This is a genomic window from Klebsiella sp. S69 (assembly GCF_016516145.1).
Lineage (GTDB): Bacteria > Pseudomonadota > Gammaproteobacteria > Enterobacterales > Enterobacteriaceae > Klebsiella > Klebsiella oxytoca.
The window spans coordinates 93,127-107,570 of the sequence record NZ_JACVUU010000012.1 but is presented as its reverse complement, the minus strand read 5'-3'; the positions used below and the strand labels follow the sequence as shown (position 1 = coordinate 107,570).

Below are 14,444 nucleotides of genomic sequence, written 5' to 3'. Positions count from 1 at the left end.
CCTTAAAAAAGAGACTAATGTTACCAGTTAAGGCGCGCACTGAAAAACGGTTCTCTGTTAGACTTCAGTTAACTCCTTCTTACATTATGGCATTAGCGATGAAAGTCATCTCTCAAGTTGCACAACAGCGTAAGACGCTGGAAGAGGCCGTGACCACGGCGCTGGAACTGGCGGCAGGCAAATCCGACGGCGCGGAAGTCTCCGTCAGCAAAACCACCGGTATCGGCGTTAGCACCCGCTACGGCGAAGTGGAGAACGTAGAATTCAATAGCGATGGTGCGCTAGGCATCACCGTTTATCATCAGAACCGTAAAGGCAGCGCCTCTTCGACCGACCTTAGCCCGCAGGCCATTGCCCGCACGGTGCAGGCGGCGCTGGATATTGCCCGCTACACCTCGCCGGACCCGTGCACGGGCGTGGCGGATAAAGAACTGCTGGCTTTTGATGCCCCGGATCTGGACCTGTTCCACCCGGCGGATGTTTCCCCGGATGAAGCCATTGAGCTGGCCTCCCGCGCGGAACAGGCGGCGCTGAAAGCTGATAAACGCATCAGCAATACCGAAGGCGGTAGCTTTAACAGCCATTACGGCATCAAAGTGTTTGGTAACAGCCACGGCATGCTGCAGAGCTACTGCTCGACTCGCCATTCGCTCTCCAGCTGCGTGATTGCTGAAGAGAATGGCGATATGGAGCGCGATTACGCTTACACCATTGGCCGGGCGATTGGCGATCTGCAATCGCCGGAGTGGGTTGGCGAAGAGTGCGCCCGCCGCACCCTGTCGCGCCTGGCCCCGCGTAAGCTATCGACGATGAAAGCGCCGGTGATTTTCGCCAATGAAGTGGCTACCGGTTTGTTTGGTCATCTGGTCGGGGCGATTGCCGGCGGTTCGGTTTACCGTAAATCCACCTTCCTGCTTGATGCGCTGGGAACCCAGATCCTGCCGGACTGGCTGACCATTGAAGAGCATCCGCATCTGCTGAAGGGGCTGGCCTCTACGCCGTTTGATAGCGAAGGCGTGCGTACGGAACGCCGCGATATCATTAAAGACGGCATACTAACCCAGTGGCTGTTGACCAACTACTCGGCGCGCAAGCTGGGATTGAAGAGCACCGGCCACGCGGGCGGCATTCATAACTGGCGTATTAACGGTCGTGGCCTGAGTTTTGCAAAGTTGCTTAAAGAGATGGGGACCGGTCTTGTCGTCACGGAACTGATGGGGCAGGGTGTAAGCGGCGTCACCGGCGACTACTCACGCGGCGCATCCGGCTTCTGGGTAGAAAACGGCGAAATTCAGTATCCGGTCAGTGAGATAACCATTGCAGGAAATCTGAAAGATATGTGGCGTAATATCGTGACCATCGGCGACGATATCGAAACGCGCAGCAACATTCAGTGCGGTTCTGTACTGCTGCCGGAGATGAAGATCGCCGGTCAATAACACCTGTGTGCTTAATAATAAAAAAGGAAGTGAGCAATGCGTAAAAAACTGTTAGCGATGCTGGCCGTATCGGCTTTTGCGCTTGGTTCGGCATCGGCTTTCGCCGATCTGGGCGAAGATATGGATACCCTTGCCGAGAACCTGCAAGTGGTGCAGAAAACTTCAGATGCCGGTGAGCTGAAAGCGGCGCTGAATAAGATGCGTACAGCGGCGGTTGACGCCCAGAAAGAGACGCCGCCGAAGCTGGAAGGTAAAGCGGATGACAGCGCGGAAATGAAGGACTATCGTCACGGTTTTGATGTGCTGATCGGCCAGATTGACGGCGCGCTGAAGCTGGCTGACGAAGGTAAAGTCAAAGAGGCTCAGGCCGCAGCGGAAGAGTTTAAAACCACCCGCAATACGTATCATAAGAAGTATCGTTAATCGTCTGCAGATTTCGGGTATTTCTGCCGGGCGGAGGCTGACGCCTTGCCCGGCCTACCAGACCCCAAATCTAAACCTGAATCCTCGGTCGGTAACCTCAAGCCCTGTTCCCATCCTCAACCTTGATCCCAACCCTTTCCGCTTTCCCGGCAGCCTGGCGGGCGGATAAAAAACCTGTTCCATCACATTTCTGCGTTTTTCTCTTCAGGTCGTTCCGCGCCGCCAGCGCTGCGATTATGTGATATCCATCACGCGAATTTGGCTAAGTGAACACATTCTCTGTGGTTATGTGAAATGAATCACACATGCCGTCGTTCTTTCCACTTCGAAGTGGAAAACAACTCGCTACAAACTCTTATCCCCCGGCATTAGTGTTATCCCCAGAGACATCAACGGGGTAAATCAAGTGAATAACGGAGCGGTAACACACGTCCCAGAGGAGCAGGCCACGCTGACCGAACAGCTGGCCGACAGGATGCTGCAGCAGGTTTTCGCACTATTAAGCCGCCGCAACATCGTTCCCAACGACGTTCAGGAGCAAATGCTGACTTCCCACGTTCGGGCGATGGCCCATCGGTCAATCAGCGGCGAGCCGCTGCCGGAAGTGGATGCCAGCCTGTTCGAAGAGATCTCAGAAGATTCAATGATGCTGGCCCGCGAAGTGGTCGCGCAGTTCGGCAATCTGCCAGATGAAGAAGCCTGGCTGCTGTCCGTCCACTTCGAAGTCGCGAAAGATAACCTGTAAGGAGCATACAAATGGAACAAATCACCGTTGTTATTGGCGATCGCCTGGGTAAAGGTCAAAAAGTTGCCGCAGGTGCGGAAAAAGCTGGCGCTCGCGCCGTTGTCGTTCCGGGCGTTGCTGCGGATATGAAGCTGGGCGACATGATGAAAGCCGAAAACGCTACCTTCGGTATCTCTTTCTGCGGCAGCGGCGGCGCAGGGGCAATCACCGCGCAGAATAAGCATGGCTACAAAGCAAAATATGGCATGCGTTCCGTTGATGAGGGCGTCACCGCGATCAACGAAGGCTACAACGTACTGGGCTTCGGCTTTATGGATAAAGAAGAACTGGGCGAACGCCTGGTGGAAGCCTGGAAGAAGAAATACGGCGCGTGAGTATGAAAGAGCAATTCACCACCACGGTGAGCGTTACCGGCAAAGGCGAGAGCAAAACGCGTGCTTTCGCCGATGCCCTGAACCATGTCCAGGCGGCGGTGATGAAAACGTCGCCGCACATCTTACTGCGTATTGAACCACAGGATGTGGAGGTTGTTTATGCGCGTGAAGCGGTACGGAAAGAGGCATTTTTATTCTTCTTTCTGCGCCGTGAGCGACGGACCTACAGCGTGGAGCTGAACGTTACCGTCACCGTGACCGCCATTAATCTCGATAAAGTGGATTTCGTCACGCAAACCTGATTTTCACCAAAGGGTCAGACTATGTTCCTGATAATTTTAATAAAATCGCTCATCATCGGCGGCCTGGTCGGCGTCGGCGTAGGCGCCGGAGCGGCACGCATGTTTCATGCGCCCACCACGCAGGGGATGGGGGCGTTTCGTACCTTGGGCGAGCTGAATTCATGTGAAGGCGATCCGGCTTCACACTTCTCTTTTGGTCTGGGCTTCTTCTTCAACGCCTGGGCCTCTTCCGTCGCGGCAGGCTCCTTCACTCAGGACGTTGACCACCGCATCATCCCCAACTGGGGGGCGGCAGCGCTGATGATCAAAAACCGCAACGTCGGCGAGACGCTGCACGATCCGAAAAAGATGGCCATCGCTTGCGGCATTATCGGCATGATCGTTGTGGCTTTCCTCAACCTGACCGCCTCTTCAGTACCGGAAGCGCTACAGGTGACGGCGGTCAAAGTGCTGGTTCCGGCGGCAAACCTGCTGGTGAACACGGTGATGCCGGTCATCTTCTGGCTGGCGGCGATTGATGCCGGCAAAAAGTCGGGCTTTTGGGCGACGATTTTCGGCGGCGCGGCGCAGCTGATTATGGGTAACGCCGTCCCGGGTCTGGTGCTGGGCATCCTGATCGGCAAAGGCGTGGAAGAGAGCGGCTGGCACCGCGTCACCAAAGTGATGATGGTAGCAATCGTCGCGCTGTTCGTTCTGAGCGGCTTCTTCCGCGGTTTCGACATGAAGATGATTGAATCCTTCCATCTGACCGTGCCGAACTGGCTGGAACTGATCCACAACTCGCTCAGCGGTAAATAACAGGGGCCTCTCATGGAACAAAATAAAGGTTTTTGGTATGCCGACTGGTCGTTCCCGATCTTTGTTGGTCTGCTCTCCGCCGGCGTTTTTGCCGGGACGCATATGTACTACCTCTACGGCATCGGCGCGTTTAACGAAGTCGCCTTCGTGGCGATGCTGAAAGCGGGAATTGATACCGGTGCCTACGGCGCGGTCGCGGCGTTCGGCGCCAGCTTCCTGTTCGCGCGTATTATCGAAGGCTCACTGGTGGGGATTCTGGATATCGGCGGGGCGATCCAGACCGGCGTCGGCTTAGGCGTTCCGGCGCTGCTGCTCGGCGCGGGCTTTGTTTTCCCGGTCGCCAACTTTGCCGCCTCGCTGGTCACCGGCCTGGTGCTGGGGCTCGCCATTGGCTACATCATTATCCTGGCGCGCAAATTCACCATCAACCAGAGCGACTCCACCTACGGCGCGGACGTCATGATGGGGGCCGGTAACGCCTCAGGCCGCTTCCTCGGACCGTTGATTATTCTCAGCGCCATGACCGCTTCTATTCCAATCGGCATCGGTTCCCTGGCGGGCGCGCTGCTGTTCTACATCTGGCAGAAGCCTATCACCGGCGGCGCGATCCTTGGCGCCATGCTTCTTGGGTCAATCTTCCCGGTGGCGATTAGTTAAGTCCTGCGGGCGCCGCGGCGCCCGCGTTAACAGGAGAGAGATATGTTTGATTTACTCCTGCGCCGTGCGCGCCTCGTCGACGATACCCTGACCGATATCGCCATCCGGGACGGTAAAATCGCGGCGCTTGGCGAGATTAGCGCGCCTGCGCGCAAAACCCTTGAACTGGACGGCCGCTATTACGTCAGCGCAGGCTGGATTGACTCTCACGTTCACTGCTATCCGAACTCGCCGATTTACCATGATGAGCCGGACAGCGTGGGGGTTGCTACCGGCGTGACCACCGTGATTGACGCGGGCAGCACCGGTGCGGACGACGTTGATGACTTCTACCAACTGACCCGCAAAGCCGCGACCGAGGTTTATGCCCTGCTTAACATTTCCCGCGTCGGGCTGATTGCCCAGAATGAACTGGCCAATATGGCGAATATCGACGCAGAGGCGGTGAAGCAGGCGGTCAACCGCTACCCGAACTTTATCGTCGGCCTGAAGGCGCGGATGAGCAGCAGCGTGGTGGGTGAAAACGGCATAATGCCGCTGGCGCGCGCAAAGGCAATTCAGCAGGAAAACGGCGGCCTGCCGCTGATGGTGCATATCGGCAACAATCCGCCCGATCTGGATGAAATCGCCGATCTGTTGACCTCCGGCGACATTATTACTCACTGCTATAACGGCAAGCCCAACCGCATTCTGACGCCGTCCGGCGAGCTGAAGAGTTCGATTACCCGCGCGCTACAGCGCGGCGTGCGCCTTGATATCGGCCACGGCACCGCCAGCTTCAGCTTCGAAGTGGCGCGCCGGGCGATTGCCATGGGCATTCTGCCGCACACCATCAGCTCCGATATTTACTGCCGCAACCGTATCGACGGTCCGGTGCGCTCGCTGGCGCTGGTGATGTCGAAATTCCTCGCTATAGGGATGTCGCTGCCGCAGGTTATCGACTGCGTGACCGCCAACGCCGCGGAAGGCCTGCATCTTTCCCATAAAGGGCGGCTGGAAGTGGGCTATGACGCTGACCTGACGCTGTTTACTCTCGCGCAGACGCCAACGGTGCTGGTGGATGCTGAAAAAGAGAGCCTTCAGGCCGACAAGATTCTGCTGCCGCTTGCCGCCATTCGCGCGGGCAAGGGCTATCTGACCGAACAAGGGAGCGCGGAAAATGCCTTCGATTTTTGAGAAATATGATTTAAAGCAGGTCATTAACACCTCCGGACGCATGACCATTCTCGGCGTCTCGACGCCGCGACCGGAAGTCGTGGAAGCCGCGATGGCGGGGATGAACCAGTACTTCGAGATGAAAGATCTGGTCAATAAAACCGGCGCGTATATTGCGAAGCTGCTGGACGTGGAAGGGGCGACCGTTGTCTCCTGCGCCTCGGCGGGCATCGCCCAGTCGGTGGCGGCGGTGCTGGTAAAAGACAGCGACTGGCTGCTGGAAAACCTGCACGTGACGCCGATTGAAAACAACGAAATCGTGCTGCCTAAGGGCCACAACGTCAACTTTGGCGCGCCGGTGGGCACCATGGTAGCGCTGGGCGGCGGCAGGCTGGTGGAAGCGGGCTACGCCAACGAATGTTCCGCCGGGCAGCTGGCGGCGGCTATCACCCCGCGCACCGCGGCCATTCTGTATATCAAATCCCACCACTGCGTGCAGAAAAGCATGCTCAACGTGGCGCAGGCGGCAGCGGTGGCGAAGAGCCATAATCTGCCGCTGATTGTCGATGCGGCGGCGGAAGAAGACCTCCAGGCCTACTATCGCGCCGGCGCGGATCTGGTGATTTATAGCGGCGCGAAGGCGATAGAAGGGCCGACCAGCGGGCTGGTTATCGGCAAAACCCAATACGTTGAGTGGGTCAAACGCCAGTCGAACGGCATTGGCCGGGCGATGAAGGTGGGTAAAGAGGGGATCCTCGGCCTGACCTGCGCCATTGAACACTATCTGACGGCGAGCAAAGAGAGCGGTGAAGAGATGGTGGCGAAGATGACGCCGTTTATTCAGCAGCTTAATACGCTCGATGGCGTCACCGCGCGCGTGGTCTGGGACAGCGCCGGCCGCGATATCGCGCGGGCGGAGATTAAGTTTGATGAAGCGGTGACCGGCGTCAACACCGGCGATCTGGTCAATGCGCTGAAGCAGGGCGAATACGCCATCTACTTCCGTGGCTATAAAGCAAATGAAGGCATTATTGAAGCCGATGTCCGCAGCGTGAACGCGCAGCAGCTGGAGATTGTCTCCCGTCGCATCGCAGAGGTTTTGAACAAGGAGAAAAACGCATGAAACTGACCCCTAATTTTTATCGTGACCGCGTCTGCCTGAACGTGCTGGCGGGAAGCAAAGAGAACGCCAGCGAGATTTATGAGGCGGCGGAAGGTCATGTACTGGTGGGCGTGCTCTCCAAAAATTACCCGGACGTCGCCAGCGCGGTTGCCGATATGCGTGAATACGCGCAGCGGATTGATAACGCGCTCTCCGTGGGGCTGGGCGCGGGCGACCCGAACCAGTCGGCGATGGTCAGCGAAATTTCGCGTCAGGTGCAGCCGCAGCACGTCAACCAGGTATTTACCGGCGTGGCGACCAGCCGCGCGCTGCTGGGCCAGAACGAAACCGTGGTTAACGGCCTGGTGTCGCCAACCGGTACGCCGGGAAGGGTGAAGATCTCCACCGGCCCGCTCAGCAGCGGCGCGCCGGACGGCATCGTGCCGCTGGAAACCGCGATTGCGCTGCTGAAAGATATGGGCGGCAGTTCGATCAAATACTTTCCGATGGGCGGGCTAAAGCATCGTGACGAGTTTATTGCGGTGGCCGAGGCCTGCGCCCGTCATGATTTCTGGCTGGAGCCCACCGGCGGGATCGATCTGGAAAACTACGGCGAGATCCTGCAGATCGCGCTGGACGCCGGCGTGAGTAAAATTATCCCGCATATCTACAGTTCGATTATTGATAAAGCCAGCGGTAATACCCGCCCGGCGGACGTGCGTCAGCTGCTTTCGATCACCAAACAGTTAGTACAATAGCGCCGATTGCCCCTCCACCCCGGCCCTCTCCCTGACAGGGAGAGGGAGAAAAGCAGAGACGGAGCCTTTTGCGCCGATCGCGCGAAGAAATACCGAACTGCGCCCTCGGCCCTATGGGCGAGGATTAGGGTAAGGGGAAACCTCCACCGAACCATCAAGGAGTCACCATGCCAACCGCTCGTCACCTGCTTGTTGCTTCACTCTCTCTGCTCGCCGCCGGCGCCGCTGCGCAAACCCAGTACGCCTGGGTCGGTACCTACAACCCCAATGGGGAAGGCCTGTATCGCTTTACCGTCGATAACCAGACTGGGGAGCTGCGCGATAAAGCGCTGGTCGCTAAGCTACCTAACCTGGCCCAGCTCACCGTTTCGGCGGATGGCAAAACCCTGTACGCCGCCAGCGAAGTGGAAAAGGGTGTGGTGCAGGCGTGGCGCATCGGCAGTAACGGCGAACTGCGTGAGCTGAATCAGGTCGCTTCCGGCGGCGCCGGGCCGGTTTATCTCTCCCTGACTTCCGATGGACGCCATCTGCTGGTGGCAAACTACGTCAGCGGTAGTATCGCCGTGCTGCCGGTGAAAGAAGATGGTAACCTGGGCGAGGCGGTGGACGTGCATCAGGATCAAGGCCCTGCGGGTGCGGAACGCCCGGCGGCAGCCGTTGAAGGCAGTTTTGCCATTAGCGATCATAACGGCCCCCACGCCCATATGATCGCCGCCGATCCCAGCGGTAAGTTCGTTTACTCCACCGACCTCGGGCTGGATCGGATCTATCAGTACCGGCTGGATAACGCCACCGGGAAGCTAACGCCGAACGATCCGCCGTTTATTGCGGCCTCATCTCCCGGCGCCGGACCGCGCCATTTTGTGTTTACGCCGCAGGGCGACGGGCTATGGTTAATTAACGAAGAGGCGTCGACGCTCACTTTCTATCATCTCGATAAGCAAAGCGGCCTGTTGCGCGAGGGGAAAACGGTCTCGGCGCTGCCGGAAGCGTATAAGGGCACCAGTTTTGCCGCCGGTCTGGTTCTGAGCCGCGACGGCAAGCAGCTGTACGTTGCCAATCGACTGCATAACAGCATCGGCCACTTTACGGTGCTGGCAGACGGTAGCCTGCGCCATCAGGACGATATCTGGACCCGCGGCGACTATCCGCGCACGCTGACGCTCGACAGTCAGGGGCAGTGGCTGTACGTCATGAACCAGCGTAGCGACAACATCACCCGCTTTCGCGTCGCGCCGCAGGATGGCAGGCTGACGTTCTCTCCGGACTATACCCCGGTTGGCAGCCCGTCGCAGATGGTGATATCCGCTCAACCCTGAGCCGTAAGAAAAAGGAACTGACATGCGATTTCCCAATCAACGTTTAGCGCAGCTGTTTACCCTGTTGCAAAACGAAACGCTGCCCCAGGAGGAGCTGGCGCAGCGGCTGTCGGTTTCTACTCGCACGGTGCGCGCGGACATCACCGCGTTGAACGCGCTGCTGCAGCACTATGGCGCGCAGTTTATCCTCACCCGCGGCAGCGGTTATCAGCTGGTGATTCACGATCCGTCGCGCTATCAGACGCTGGAAGAGAGTGCGCCGAAAGCGCAGCATATCCCGCGAACCGCGGCGGATCGCATCCACTTTTTGCTGGTGCGCTTTTTAACTTCCGCTTTCTCAATCAAGCTGGAGGATCTGGCCGATGCGTGGTTCGTCAGCCGCGCCACCTTACAGGGCGATATGGTTGACGTACGCGAGCGCTTTCAGCGTTATCAGCTCACCCTTGAGACCCGGCCGCGTCACGGTATGAAGCTGTTTGGCAGCGAGGTCTCCATTCGCGCCTGCCTGACCGATCTGCTGTGGGAGCTAAGTCAGCAGGGGCCGCTGAACCCGCTTATCGGTGAAGAAGCGTTTGATGCCAGCGTACCGACGCTGCTGGCTGGCGTGCTGCAGGAAACGCTAACCCGCCATCACGTTCGCCTGACCGACGCCGGGGAGCGCTTTATTTGCCTGTACGGCGCGGTTGCCGTGCGCCGAGTGAGCGAAGGATATCCTTTAGCCGATTTTAGCGCCGAGGATGTCGCGCAAAATGTACGCGATGCCGCCCACGAGCTGGCAAATACGATGCAGCAGCTGGCGGGCAAACTGCTTGCTCCGGCGGAAGAGGAGTGGCTGTGCGTCCACCTTGCCGCCCGCCAGGTGCAGGATGTCGATCCGGGGACTATCAGCGCCGACGACGACGAAGCGCTGGTGAACTACATCCTGCGCTATATCAATCAGCAATATAACTATAATTTGCTGGAGGATGCCCAGCTGCATGCGGATTTGCTGACCCATATTAAGACCATGATCACCCGCGTGCGCTACCAGATAATGATCCCCAACCCGCTTCTGGAAAATATCAAACAGCACTACCCCATGGCGTGGGACATGACCCTGGCGGCGGTATCCAGCTGGGGAAAATATACCCCCTACGCCATCAGTGAAAACGAGATCGGCTTTCTGGTGCTGCATATCGGCGTCGGGCTGGAGCGCCATTACAATATCGGCTACCAGCGCCAGCCTCAGGTGCTGCTGGTCTGCGATACCAGCAATGCGATGGTGAGGATGATTGAAGCCATCCTGCAGCGTAAGTATCCGCAGCTGGAAATTGCCGCCACCCTCTCGCAGCGCGAATATGAACAGCGGGAAGAGATCGCGGAAGATTTTGTCATTTCCACCGTGCGCATCAGCGAGAAAGATAAGCCGGTAGTTACCATTGCGCCATTTCCTACCGACTACCAGCTCGACCAAATCGGCAAGCTGGTGCTGGTGGACCGTACCCGTCCCTGGATGCTGAATAAGTATTTTGATGAGACTCACTTTCAGGTGATAGATACCCCGATGGATCAGCAGGCGCTGTTTGCTACGCTGTGCCAGCAGCTGCAGCAGGAGGGGTTTGTCGGGGCGGAGTTCCATGATTCGGTCGCGGAGCGTGAGGCTATCGTCAGTACCATGCTCGGCGACGGGATCGCGTTACCTCACGCCCTCGGGCTGCTGGCAAAAAAGACCGTGGTTTATACCGTGATTGCGCCGCACGGCATCGCCTGGGGCGATGAAACCGCGCATATCATCTTCCTGCTCGCCATCAGTAAAAGCGAGTATGAAGAGGCGATGGCGATCTACGATATTTTCGTCACTTTCCTGCGCGAGCGCGCAATGCCCCGCCTGGCTGCCACCCGCAGCTTTGCTGAGTTTAAAGCGGTGGCCATGGAGTGCGTCAGCCGGTTTTGAGATGCGCTGCCAGAGAATGGTATAAGCTGGGTGAAACCGTAAAAGAGCAGTTCAAAAGTCAGCTGGCGGTCGTGCTGGAGAACCTTCATATTGAATCTTCGCGGCTGACCCGACTGCTATAAAATTCAGCTGAAATCAGCGGGATACCGACTGGTGTATCAGGTTCGGGATGAGGTGATGATTGATGGTTTATGTTATTGCGATGAGAAAACGAGAAAAACTAGCCGTCTATCGGAACGTCTATAAACGGCTGTCGCGAGAGGCTATCTCAGGTGATGCACCACCTGATTGCTGCTGCCGCGCCAGATTAGCGCCGGGTCTTTGAGATCCTGCACAAATTTGCCATCAACCAGCACGTTGATGAGATCCACCACCTGCATTTGCGCGTCGTTAAGTTCGTCCAGCTTGTAGCCGGTCCATACCCAGATATCTTTGCCGGGGCACTCGGCGCGAACGCGCTGCACCAGCTTAAGGATCTCCGGCACGTTCTGCGGGTGCAGCGGGTCGCCGCCGGAAAGCGTGATCCCCTGGCGCCTGATGCGCGTATCGTTGAGGTCAGCAATGATGCGGTCGGCGATCTCGGCGGTAAACGGCATGCCGGAGTTCAGCCGCCATGTGCTTTTGTTGTAGCAGCCGGGGCACTCGTGAACGCAGCCGGAAACGAACAGGGTGCAGCGGGTGCCCGGACCGTTAACAATATCTACCGGGTAGTACTGATGGTAATTCATTTTTCGCTTCTCAATTAACGCCATAGCCGCGTTGGCTGCGCTCGCTCACCCCAGTCACGTACTTAATGTACGCTCCCGGGGATTCCCTCGTTTACCGCCTTGCTCTGACGCTAATTGCTTTGCGAAAACGGAGGGGCTGTGCATTTGTAAAGGGAACAACTCCCGGCGTCGCTGCGCTCGGCCGGGCTACGAAAAGCCGCATACGCGGTTGTAGCCCGGATAAGGCGCTTTGCGCCGCGATCCGGGAACGGCTCTTTAGTGGCCAAACGGCTACGGGGCCGGCCCCCTCTCCCCGTTGGGGAGAGGGGGAGGGGCTAAACCACCTGGAATTAACCGATCTGCCCGTTGCCCAGATGCTTCACGCGGCGCTTCACTTCTTCCTGCTTGCCGGCGTTGAACGGGCGGGCGTCCGGGCTTCCGAGATAACCGCATACCCGGCGGGTTACCGACACGCGAGAGGCATCGTGGTTGCCGCATTTCGGGCAGGTGAAGCCTTTGCTGGTACACTCGAACTCACCGGTAAAACCGCACTCGTAGCACTCATCGATAGGCGTATTGGTCCCGTAATAGGGCACGTGCTGATAGCTATAATCCCACACGTCTTCCAGCGCCCGCAGGTTGTGCTGAATATTCGGGTACTCGCCGTAGCAAATAAAGCCCCCGTTAGCCAGCGGCGGGTAAGGCGCTTCAAAATCGATTTTATCGTACGGGTTCACCTTCTTCTCCACATCGAGGTGGAAGCTGTTGGTGTAATACCCTTTGTCGGTGACGCCTTCGATCACGCCGAACTCAGCGGTGTCCAGACGGCAGAAGCGGTCGCAGAGATTTTCGCTCGGCGTGCTGTACAGGCTAAAGCCGTAGCCGGTCTCGTCTTTCCACTGGTCTACCGCTTCGCGCAGACGCTGAACGATGGCGACGCCTTTTTCACGCAGCGCTTCGCTATCGTACATAGGCTTATTGCCGAACAGCGCGTTGATGGTTTCATGGATACCGATATAGCCAAGAGAAATCGACGCGCGGCCGTTTTTGAAAATCTCCGAAACGTCGTCATCCGCTTTCAGGCGCACGCCGCAGGCCCCTTCCATATACAGAATCGGCGCAACGCGAGCCTTCACTCCTTCCAGACGGGCGATGCGGGTCATCAGCGCTTTACGCGCCAGCTGCAGACGCTCATCCAGAAGTTTCCAGAACACAGCTTCGTCGCCGCGGGCTTCCAGGGCAATACGCGGCAGGTTGAGGCTGATAACGCCGAGGTTGTTGCGGCCATCGTGCACCTGTTCGCCGTCCTCGTTTTCCCACACGCCGAGGAAGCTGCGGCAGCCCATCGGGGTTTTGAACGAGCCGGTCACCTTCACGACCTGATCGTAGTTGAGGATATCCGGATACATGCGCTTGCTCGCGCACTCCAGCGCCAGCTGTTTAATGTCGTAGTTCGCATCGCCGAACTTGTGGTTCAGGCCGTCGCGAATGGCGAAGACCAGCTTGGGGAACACCGCCGTTTTGCGGTTTTTACCGAGTCCCGCGATGCGATTGCGCAGAATGGACTGCTGAATCAGGCGCGATTCCCAGCTGGTACCGAGGCCGAAACCGAAGGTGACGAACGGCGTCTGACCGTTGGCGGTATGCAGGGTGTTCACTTCATATTCCAGCGACTGGAAGGCGTCGTAGCACTCTTTCTCGGTGCGGGAACGGGCATAACCTTCGGCGTCGGGGATTTGCCACTCTTCGGCAATTTTACGGTGCTTATTGAAGCTTTCGGTAACAAACGGCGCCAGCACTTCATCGATGCGGTTGATGGTCGTGCCGCCATAAATATGGCTGGCGACCTGCGCGATAATCTGCGCCGTTACCGCGGTGGCGGTAGAGATGGACTTCGGCGGCTCAATCTCGGCGTTGCCCATTTTAAAACCCTGCGTCAGCATGCCTTTAAGATCGATCAGCATGCAGTTGAACATCGGGAAGAATGGCGAATAGTCGAGATCGTGATAGTGGATCAGGCCGCGCTCGTGCGCCATCACTACGTCATGCGGCAGCAGGTGCTGACGCGCATAGTGTTTAGCCACGATACCCGCCAGCAGATCGCGCTGGGTAGGAATGACTTTACTGTCTTTGTTGGCGTTCTCGTTGAGTAACGCCGAGTTGGTCTGCTCAACCAGGCCGCGAATTTCCTGGTTCAGACGACCGCGTTTTTCACGTTGGCTATCGCGGTCGTGGCGATATTCAATGTAGGCACGCGCCAGCTGCTTGTAAGGGCCGGACATCAGCTGATTCTCAACGGCGGTCTGGATCTCGTTGATATCAACCTGGGTACGGCCCTGCATTTGCTGGCTAACGACTTCTGCGACGGTGGCGCAATAGTCTGCGTCATCGACTCCCGCTGCTTTAGCTGCACGTAGAATTGCTTCATTAATGCGCTCTGACTTGAACGGCACTTTACAGCCATCGCGTTTCATCACATGCGGTGTCATGATCACTCCATACTTTTTATAGAACAGGTTATCCACAGAGGCGGAAGGTTAACCGAAGTCCCGGGGCGCTATAGCTGCCGCCGTTTCCCTCCGATCCCGGCCCTTTTTATCCACATCCCATCACCGCCCGGGTACGATGGGTTGTGGTGACATAATAGACTATTAATACAATATGTGGGGCCGGGGCGCATTTTAAGTTCTATATGTAGTGCTTTGCATCAAAGATGTTTGCAATTTTATTGA

Annotated in this window: 14 protein-coding genes and 1 pseudogene; 13 read left to right on the top strand and 2 right to left on the bottom strand. The window is 57.5% G+C overall.

Annotated elements, in window-relative coordinates:
* Positions 1-86 precede the first annotated feature (86 nt).
* The 13 genes and pseudogenes from pmbA to IAE27_RS13470 all read left to right on the top strand — a co-directional run.
* On the top strand, positions 87-1,439 hold the full coding sequence (pmbA, locus tag IAE27_RS13530) for a metalloprotease PmbA (RefSeq protein ID WP_049591361.1): 1,353 nt from the start codon (positions 87-89) through the stop codon (positions 1,437-1,439).
* Between the two features lie 36 nt (positions 1,440-1,475).
* Positions 1,476-1,862, top strand: a complete 387-nt coding sequence (cybC, locus tag IAE27_RS13525) for a cytochrome b562 (RefSeq protein WP_004108991.1) — start codon at positions 1,476-1,478, stop codon at positions 1,860-1,862.
* Between the two features lie 406 nt (positions 1,863-2,268).
* On the top strand, positions 2,269-2,607 hold the full coding sequence (locus IAE27_RS13520) for a glycine dehydrogenase (RefSeq protein ID WP_004108984.1): 339 nt from the start codon (positions 2,269-2,271) through the stop codon (positions 2,605-2,607).
* A gap of 11 nt (positions 2,608-2,618) precedes the next feature.
* A complete protein-coding gene (locus IAE27_RS13515; protein WP_004098072.1) occupies positions 2,619-2,981 on the top strand; it encodes an SFCGS family glycine-rich protein in 363 nt (120 codons plus the stop codon).
* Positions 2,982-2,983: 2 nt separating this feature from the next.
* Positions 2,984-3,283: a DUF4312 family protein gene (locus IAE27_RS13510; protein WP_154022671.1), complete on the top strand. Its 300-nt coding sequence runs from the start codon at positions 2,984-2,986 to the stop codon at positions 3,281-3,283.
* A gap of 21 nt (positions 3,284-3,304) precedes the next feature.
* Positions 3,305-4,081: a DUF4311 domain-containing protein gene (locus IAE27_RS13505; RefSeq protein WP_004098075.1), complete on the top strand. Its 777-nt coding sequence runs from the start codon at positions 3,305-3,307 to the stop codon at positions 4,079-4,081.
* Positions 4,082-4,093: 12 nt separating this feature from the next.
* On the top strand, positions 4,094-4,738 hold the full coding sequence (locus IAE27_RS13500) for a DUF4310 family protein (RefSeq protein WP_004098076.1): 645 nt from the start codon (positions 4,094-4,096) through the stop codon (positions 4,736-4,738).
* 42 nt (positions 4,739-4,780) lie between these two features.
* Entirely contained in the window at positions 4,781-5,914 is a 1,134-nt protein-coding gene (locus tag IAE27_RS13495) for an amidohydrolase/deacetylase family metallohydrolase (protein WP_108704286.1), read from the top strand.
* Entirely contained in the window at positions 5,898-7,016 is a 1,119-nt protein-coding gene (locus IAE27_RS13490; RefSeq protein WP_004108979.1) for a DgaE family pyridoxal phosphate-dependent ammonia lyase, read from the top strand. The genes IAE27_RS13495 and IAE27_RS13490 overlap by 17 nt, the downstream gene beginning before the upstream one ends.
* Complete coding sequence (gene dagF, locus IAE27_RS13485; RefSeq protein ID WP_004108976.1) at positions 7,013-7,753, top strand: 2-dehydro-3-deoxy-phosphogluconate aldolase; 741 nt, start codon at positions 7,013-7,015, stop codon at positions 7,751-7,753. Before IAE27_RS13490 ends, dagF begins: the two co-directional genes overlap by 4 nt.
* A gap of 167 nt (positions 7,754-7,920) precedes the next feature.
* On the top strand, positions 7,921-9,072 hold the full coding sequence (locus IAE27_RS13480; protein ID WP_154022670.1) for a lactonase family protein: 1,152 nt from the start codon (positions 7,921-7,923) through the stop codon (positions 9,070-9,072).
* Positions 9,073-9,094: 22 nt separating this feature from the next.
* Positions 9,095-11,005, top strand: coding sequence for a BglG family transcription antiterminator (locus tag IAE27_RS13475; protein WP_108704285.1), 1,911 nt, complete (start codon positions 9,095-9,097; stop codon positions 11,003-11,005).
* A pseudogene (locus tag IAE27_RS13470) lies at positions 10,987-11,258 on the top strand (type II toxin-antitoxin system RelE family toxin); the annotation flags it as partial. The gene IAE27_RS13475 and the pseudogene IAE27_RS13470, both read left to right, overlap by 19 nt.
* Positions 11,259-11,268: 10 nt before the next feature.
* Here IAE27_RS13470 and nrdG read toward each other — a convergent pair.
* Entirely contained in the window at positions 11,269-11,733 is a 465-nt protein-coding gene (gene nrdG / locus IAE27_RS13465) for an anaerobic ribonucleoside-triphosphate reductase-activating protein (protein WP_004108967.1), read from the bottom strand.
* 329 nt (positions 11,734-12,062) lie between these two features.
* Positions 12,063-14,201, bottom strand: coding sequence for an anaerobic ribonucleoside-triphosphate reductase (gene nrdD / locus IAE27_RS13460; protein ID WP_004108965.1), 2,139 nt, complete (start codon positions 14,199-14,201; stop codon positions 12,063-12,065).
* Positions 14,202-14,444 lie beyond the last annotated feature (243 nt).

Excerpts from the sequence above, each read along its gene's own strand:
- dagF (WP_004108976.1), top strand. The coding sequence starts at position 7,013 with ATGAAACTGACCCCTAATTTTTATCGTGACCGCGTCTGCCTGAACGTG.
- IAE27_RS13515 (WP_004098072.1), top strand. The coding sequence starts at position 2,619 with ATGGAACAAATCACCGTTGTTATTGGCGATCGCCTGGGTAAAGGTCAA.
- IAE27_RS13495 (WP_108704286.1), top strand. The coding sequence starts at position 4,781 with ATGTTTGATTTACTCCTGCGCCGTGCGCGCCTCGTCGACGATACCCTG.
- IAE27_RS13505 (WP_004098075.1), top strand. The coding sequence starts at position 3,305 with ATGTTCCTGATAATTTTAATAAAATCGCTCATCATCGGCGGCCTGGTC.
- IAE27_RS13480 (WP_154022670.1), top strand. The coding sequence starts at position 7,921 with ATGCCAACCGCTCGTCACCTGCTTGTTGCTTCACTCTCTCTGCTCGCC.
- IAE27_RS13500 (WP_004098076.1), top strand. The coding sequence starts at position 4,094 with ATGGAACAAAATAAAGGTTTTTGGTATGCCGACTGGTCGTTCCCGATC.
- nrdD (WP_004108965.1), bottom strand. The coding sequence starts at position 14,201 with ATGACACCGCATGTGATGAAACGCGATGGCTGTAAAGTGCCGTTCAAG.
- pmbA (WP_049591361.1), top strand. The coding sequence starts at position 87 with ATGGCATTAGCGATGAAAGTCATCTCTCAAGTTGCACAACAGCGTAAG.
- IAE27_RS13475 (WP_108704285.1), top strand. The coding sequence starts at position 9,095 with ATGCGATTTCCCAATCAACGTTTAGCGCAGCTGTTTACCCTGTTGCAA.
- IAE27_RS13490 (WP_004108979.1), top strand. The coding sequence starts at position 5,898 with ATGCCTTCGATTTTTGAGAAATATGATTTAAAGCAGGTCATTAACACC.
- nrdG (WP_004108967.1), bottom strand. The coding sequence starts at position 11,733 with ATGAATTACCATCAGTACTACCCGGTAGATATTGTTAACGGTCCGGGC.
- cybC (WP_004108991.1), top strand. The coding sequence starts at position 1,476 with ATGCGTAAAAAACTGTTAGCGATGCTGGCCGTATCGGCTTTTGCGCTT.
- IAE27_RS13510 (WP_154022671.1), top strand. The coding sequence starts at position 2,984 with ATGAAAGAGCAATTCACCACCACGGTGAGCGTTACCGGCAAAGGCGAG.